5 protein-coding genes are annotated in these 5355 nt (G+C 56.0%); all 5 read left to right on the top strand.

Going from position 1 to position 5355, the window contains the following annotated elements; genetic code table 11:
- The coding region (locus F561_RS0124015) for an IS3 family transposase (RefSeq protein ID WP_026299189.1) at window positions 1-694 on the top strand (694 nt) is incomplete at its 5' end.
- Window positions 695-831: 137 nt separating this feature from the next.
- The gene (locus F561_RS0124010) at window positions 832-1110 is read left to right on the top strand and encodes a transposase (protein WP_019012507.1); all 279 of its coding nucleotides are present in this window, start codon (window positions 832-834) and stop codon (window positions 1108-1110) included.
- A gap of 10 nt (window positions 1111-1120) precedes the next feature.
- On the top strand, window positions 1121-1942 hold the full coding sequence (locus F561_RS0124005; protein ID WP_019012506.1) for an IS3 family transposase: 822 nt from the start codon (window positions 1121-1123) through the stop codon (window positions 1940-1942).
- A 90-nt stretch (window positions 1943-2032) separates the two neighbouring features.
- Window positions 2033-3277 (top strand): site-specific integrase, encoded by a 1245-nt coding sequence (locus F561_RS0124000; RefSeq protein ID WP_019012505.1) that lies wholly within the window; start codon window positions 2033-2035, stop codon window positions 3275-3277.
- Entirely contained in the window at window positions 3274-5145 is a 1872-nt protein-coding gene (locus F561_RS0123995; protein WP_019012504.1) for a hypothetical protein, read from the top strand. Before F561_RS0124000 ends, F561_RS0123995 begins: the two co-directional genes overlap by 4 nt.
- Window positions 5146-5355 lie beyond the last annotated feature (210 nt).

The following is a 5355-nucleotide window of genomic DNA, read 5'->3' as shown; positions in this document are numbered from 1 at the left end:
GCTGAAGTGGACGGGCTACGGGTACCGTCGCGTCACCCATGAACTGGCCCGCCGGGGACGCCCGACCAACCACAAGCGCGTCTTACGGGTCATGCGAGCAGGAGGGTTGTTATGCCGTCCCAAACGGCGATTTCAGGCCACGACGGACTCGACGCACAGCGAACGTCGTTTTGAAAACCTGTTGCCAACAGTGGTACCCAAGCAACCCAACCAAGTCTGGCAAGTCGATCTCACCTACGTTCGGGTCAAGCATGGCTTTGTGTACCTCGCCTGCGTCCTCGACAGCTTCACCCGAGAAATCGTGGGTTGGGCGATGTCAAGGTGTATTGACGCGGCGCTGGCGTTGAAAGCGCTCAACAACGCGCTCACAGCGCGTTGTCCAGCCCCAGGCTTACTGCACCATTCTGACCAAGGGTCAGGGTACGCGAGTCGCGTGTATGTGGAGCGGCTTCGGGAGGCCGGTCTCATTCCCAGCATGTCCAGAAAAGGTAATCCCTACGACAACGCCCGCATGGAAAGTTTTTACAAGACCCTGAAAACCGAGGAGGTTGATCTGCAGGACTATCTCGACTTCGACGACGCGCAGCGCCACATCAACCACTTCATCGGTCAGCTGTATAACCAAGAACGTTTGCATTCCAGTCTCGGCTATATCCCACCGGCTGAGTTCGCCACCCAGTATCATTGCGCCTAGAAGTGACTTGCCTGCTGGCCCGGTACTTTGGGTTCACTCCACTTTGGAGTGCCCCCCGAAAATTGGACGGCGTGAAGGAGAGACGAAGGCTCGCCATGCCAGCCCTGATTTGTCAGGTTGGAAAGCGAGGAGAGGTCATGAAACAGAAGCAGTTCACGGAAGAGCAAATCATCAACTTGCTGCAAGAAGCCAAGAAAGGCGAACAGCCCACCCTAGAGTTGTGCCGGGCCTTCGGATGCAGTCCGGCGTCGTACTACACGTGGAAAAAGAAGTACGGCGACACCACACCGGATGAAGCCAAGCGGCTGCGACATTTGGAGAAAGAAAATGCACGTCTGTTGCGGATCGTCGGCCAGCAGCGCCCCCTGATCGAGGGGGTCAAGGAGGTGTTGGCAAAAAGCGATCACGACCCCTGAGAAGCGTGCCATGGTGCGAGATCTCGTCACGCAGCGGGTCAAGCCCGTTCGGGCTTGCTTCTTGGTGGGTCTTCCTCAATCGTCCTGGCACGATCGAGCAAAACCGCGTCAGGACGATGAACTGCGTGGCCGAATTCGCAAGCGATCAGAGCAACATCCGCGTCGCGGTTATCGATTCATCCACGCGCTGCTCGTCAAAGAAGGCAGCCATATCAACCGGAAGCGGGTCAGACGGATTTGGCGGGAGGAGCAGCTGACGATCAAGAAAAAGCCCATCCGGAAGATCCGCACCGGCAACACCATCCCCATGACCGCGGAATGCCCCAATCATGTGTGGACATACGACTTCATTCTCGACCAAACCTTGGGAGGTACCACCCTCAAAATCTTGACCCTCACGGATGAATTCACCCGGCAATCTCTCGCCATCCGCGTCGCAGAGGCTTTCACGTCTATGGACGTGAAAGCCGTCCTAGACGAAGTCATCAAAGAGAGAGGTGCCCCGAACTTCCTGCGGAGCGACAACGGCTCAGAATTCATTGCTCGTGATTTGGGCATTTGGTTGGCCGTGCAAGAGGTCACCATCCGGTTCATAGAACCGGGAAAACCCTGGCAGAACGGTTTTGCCGAAAGTTTTCATTTCCGTTTGCGAGAAGAATGTTTGAGCCAGGAAGTGTTGTATTCGGCCAAACATGCAGGTGTCTTGATCGAAGGCTGGCGAGCGTTTTACAACACCCACAGGCCCCATTCTTCGCTGGCTTACCAAACGCCCGACGCGTTTTCCGCCACCTGGCTGGCTCAATCGGTCTCACATCCTGTACCCTGTGGTTGAGCCGAGTCTCTACTCGAAGTCGTCCAAAAATTAAGGCCAGCCCATGTTATGCCTTACACCCCAAACTTGCGCTTTTATACAGCGGCGGCAATGACGCTGGTCTACGTCGCCCACCGACGTCACGACCAATACACGTACCTGTATCAGGAACTCACCAAGGAACATCCGGCCATCGCCGAGGACTGCATCCGTCAACTCCATGCGCTCCTGAGCACTAATCCCGAAATCACGCTCTCGTCGCCTAACGTTGACATCCTGACCACAGCGAAAACCTATTTCGAAGCCCGTTACCACGCCGAACTGCTCTATCGGCCCGGGGCCCGGAAACACCGCTTCAACTTTGGCCCCGACGTCGAACCCAAGACGATCGCAACGGTTCTCTCCCGGTTCCGGTCCGTGTTCGGGCTGATAGCGGATCTGGGGTGGCGCATAGGCAGGCCGTTCGCGCAGATCGCTATTCCAGCCTATCTGGTTCGGCGTCACCGGCAATCCCAGAAGATGTCCCCCCCATACGTCTATTACCGGATCAAGGGCGGGCGCCGGGTTGCCGTGCCGATCTTGCACAACAAAACGTTGCCCGACGAGCTTCGGCGCGCAGCTCAGGCTGCGGGCTGGAGCAGCCGCGATTTGGCGATACTCGAAATTTGCCTGTCGTCTGGCGCACGCATCGACGAGGTGACAGGCCTCACGTGGGCAAGCTTGGTGGACGGTGGTCTACTGGCCCGCAACAAAGGCCAGGGAGACGCACTAATTAAAAACCTTTCGCTCAACTCGGCCGCCAGGGCTGCTCTGGATCACCACCTGACCAATAGGGAAGGACTGGGCCAAGATCAGGACCGCAAGGAGGACTATCAGGCGTGGCTGAAGGGGCGATCACATACACCTGAACGGTACGTGCGTTACCTCCTGTCCAAAAACCTGGAACTGAGCCAGGTGCCTATCTTCCTGACCCGTCAAGGCAATCCCTACACGCCTGCCTCGTTCCGCCGCCATGCATGGGGGTCAGCCATGAAATGCGGCAACCTGGTTGTTGTAATTCATCAAACGCGTCACTGGCGGATCAATCAAGACCTCACGGAGATTGCAGAGGCACACGGGGCCAGTCCGAAAGAACACGTCCCGGCCCTCCTGGCCTACACGGAGCGCATGGGCTGGGTCGATGCGCTGAGCATCGCCACCTACGACCACGCTGGTGTGGCGACCAAGTTGCTGAAGCTCTATTTCCGCGAAGTCAAGCTTTTAGCTCGAGAGTCGATTGAACATCCAGATGAAGCACCTGAGCGCGGGAAGGAAAGGGCCCGTGTCTCTGGCATGACATTCGAGGGCCAGTTATGAGCCAACTGGAGCAACTGCTCAGCTTGATGGACGAGTCACTTCAGGCCCAGGCCGCTGTTTGGCGCAATCCCGACCTCTGCCCATCGGCAGAGGTGCTCGAGAAGCTTCTGGAAAGTTATCGTCGTCGGGTACCCTGGCGCAGCTTGCTGGTGATCTACACACTGCGTCGGGAACCGCCCTACTGGGAAAGATGCTTTCGCTGCCTAGTGACTATCCATAATTATTGGTTTGCCCCTTGGCTGGAACAAGGGTGTCCGGAAGACCTGACAAGCTTCCGCTTTCCTGAGCTGACTGGAAAGGAAAGACGCAGAGCCGTGAGAGCTGTCGGTCACGCCCTCGAGGACAGTTTGCGAACCGGCCTGGCTGATGATGCAAACACACAGTACGCTGTCCGGATACTTTTAACCGGTGAGTATTTGCCCTCACAGCACTGGTGGAATTTTCAGTCCCTTCCGGAGCCTATCCTTAAGCTTCTGCAACAGCATTTGCAACAGCATTGCCAGTCACCCCTAAAAATTCCTGCCCGGTACGATGCGGTTCTTCGGCAACTGCACAGCTACCTGACGGAGCCTTGGGGGAGGACTATGGCGTGTGCGGCCGCAGTGCTAATTGGCGATCTGACTGTCAGGGACAACTTTCACCAGCCAGACTCGCTCCAGTCCTACCTGTCAGGCTTAGCACACATTTACCGGACGCTTGGCATAAAGAAGGATGGGCCCCTGACGGAGCACCAGTTACGCCAATACGTGGGGCGGCGTAAGTTGAACCTGAAGTATTTGGGTTATTACGCAGGAGCAGTGCATGCCCAAAACCGGTTTTTGGGCATGCAACGGAGCGTAATCTCATTCCAACCGTGGCTGCTTGGCTCGGTAGATGTCACCAAGCTCCTCCCAAATACTTCGCACCCTACCCTTTCTCCAAGGGCTCCCGATGCCAAGGCAATCCTTCGAGTGGTCGGGAGGCTCTATCAGGCGGCTGAGGACAGGACTGAGTTGCTCAGACAGGTGGCAGAGGCAGTGGATAAAGCCAAAAGCGGTCTGCAAGCGAACGGCCAGTCCTCAATTGATTTCCACCTGAGCGTGACTGTCTCAGGAGCGCCGAGCCTTCTTCACCTCAGGGTGCATTGTGCCATGACTCTGGCAAAGCAAACTTACGGATCCCAAGCCCAATTTCAGGGCTATCATGGCCACTACCTGACGGAGTACCTAGGCACTACCCAACCCGACACTGGAGCCTCAGTGCCAGACCCGTTTTTTATTCCGATAGTTCGCAGTTGGTATGACTGTCAAGCTCGGCGACGCCTGGAAAAATTGGGATACGCGCGAAAAGATCTCACTCACTCGCAGGCCGGGCTCCTACAGCCATCCGACTCTCTTGGAAACCTGTGCAAGACGTTGGCTCACCGTGCTCGAACTGAGGGTATAGCCGCGCCGACGTTGTTTGAAGCGCAGCTACTTTACAACGCAGCAGCCTACAGCCTCCTCATTTTGATGCTATTGCAGTGGTCTGGACTGCGCACCAATGAGCTTCTTCAAATTTCCGCCAACCCCTCCCAAAATCCGGACGACAGCGTTGAATTTTGGGTGCGTCATAAAGGAAAAAAAGATGAGCGCTATCGATCCACCGAGCACGTGATAACCGAAAAAATAGTCCCCTACTGGCGGACGGTCATGGATATTCGCAAGAAAGAGTGGCCTCGTGCTCCTCAAATAGTTCCCCAATATGGAGAAAAATACAATAGTAGAAAAGGTTACTATCTATTGCAAACTATTGAAGGCCTTCGGGAAGACACTGTTAATGCGCTGATCCGATTTCTTCTTCAGGATCTGGCTCCATCCTCAGTACCCGACACTTTGTTGAGGGGTTGAAATCTCCCGTCTGATCCGTCAAAACAGAACGCGTCCCCTGCCACGCTGACCCATCTGACGCGCTGCTTTTGTGCTCATTTCCCGGAGTACCGCAAAAACCAAGTGGAACTGCTTTCTCTCGTTGTCCTGGCACTCCTTCAAGCCAAGGACGTCCGGCATGGGGAGCTGGCTGAGCGTTTCCCGGGAAGCGCAGGGGCGTCGTCGGTCATT

The organism is Deinococcus aquatilis DSM 23025 (assembly GCF_000378445.1).
GTDB lineage: Bacteria > Deinococcota > Deinococci > Deinococcales > Deinococcaceae > Deinococcus > Deinococcus aquatilis.
Note: the sequence above shows the minus strand (reverse complement) of the source record. Positions and strands in the feature narration are given on the sequence as shown.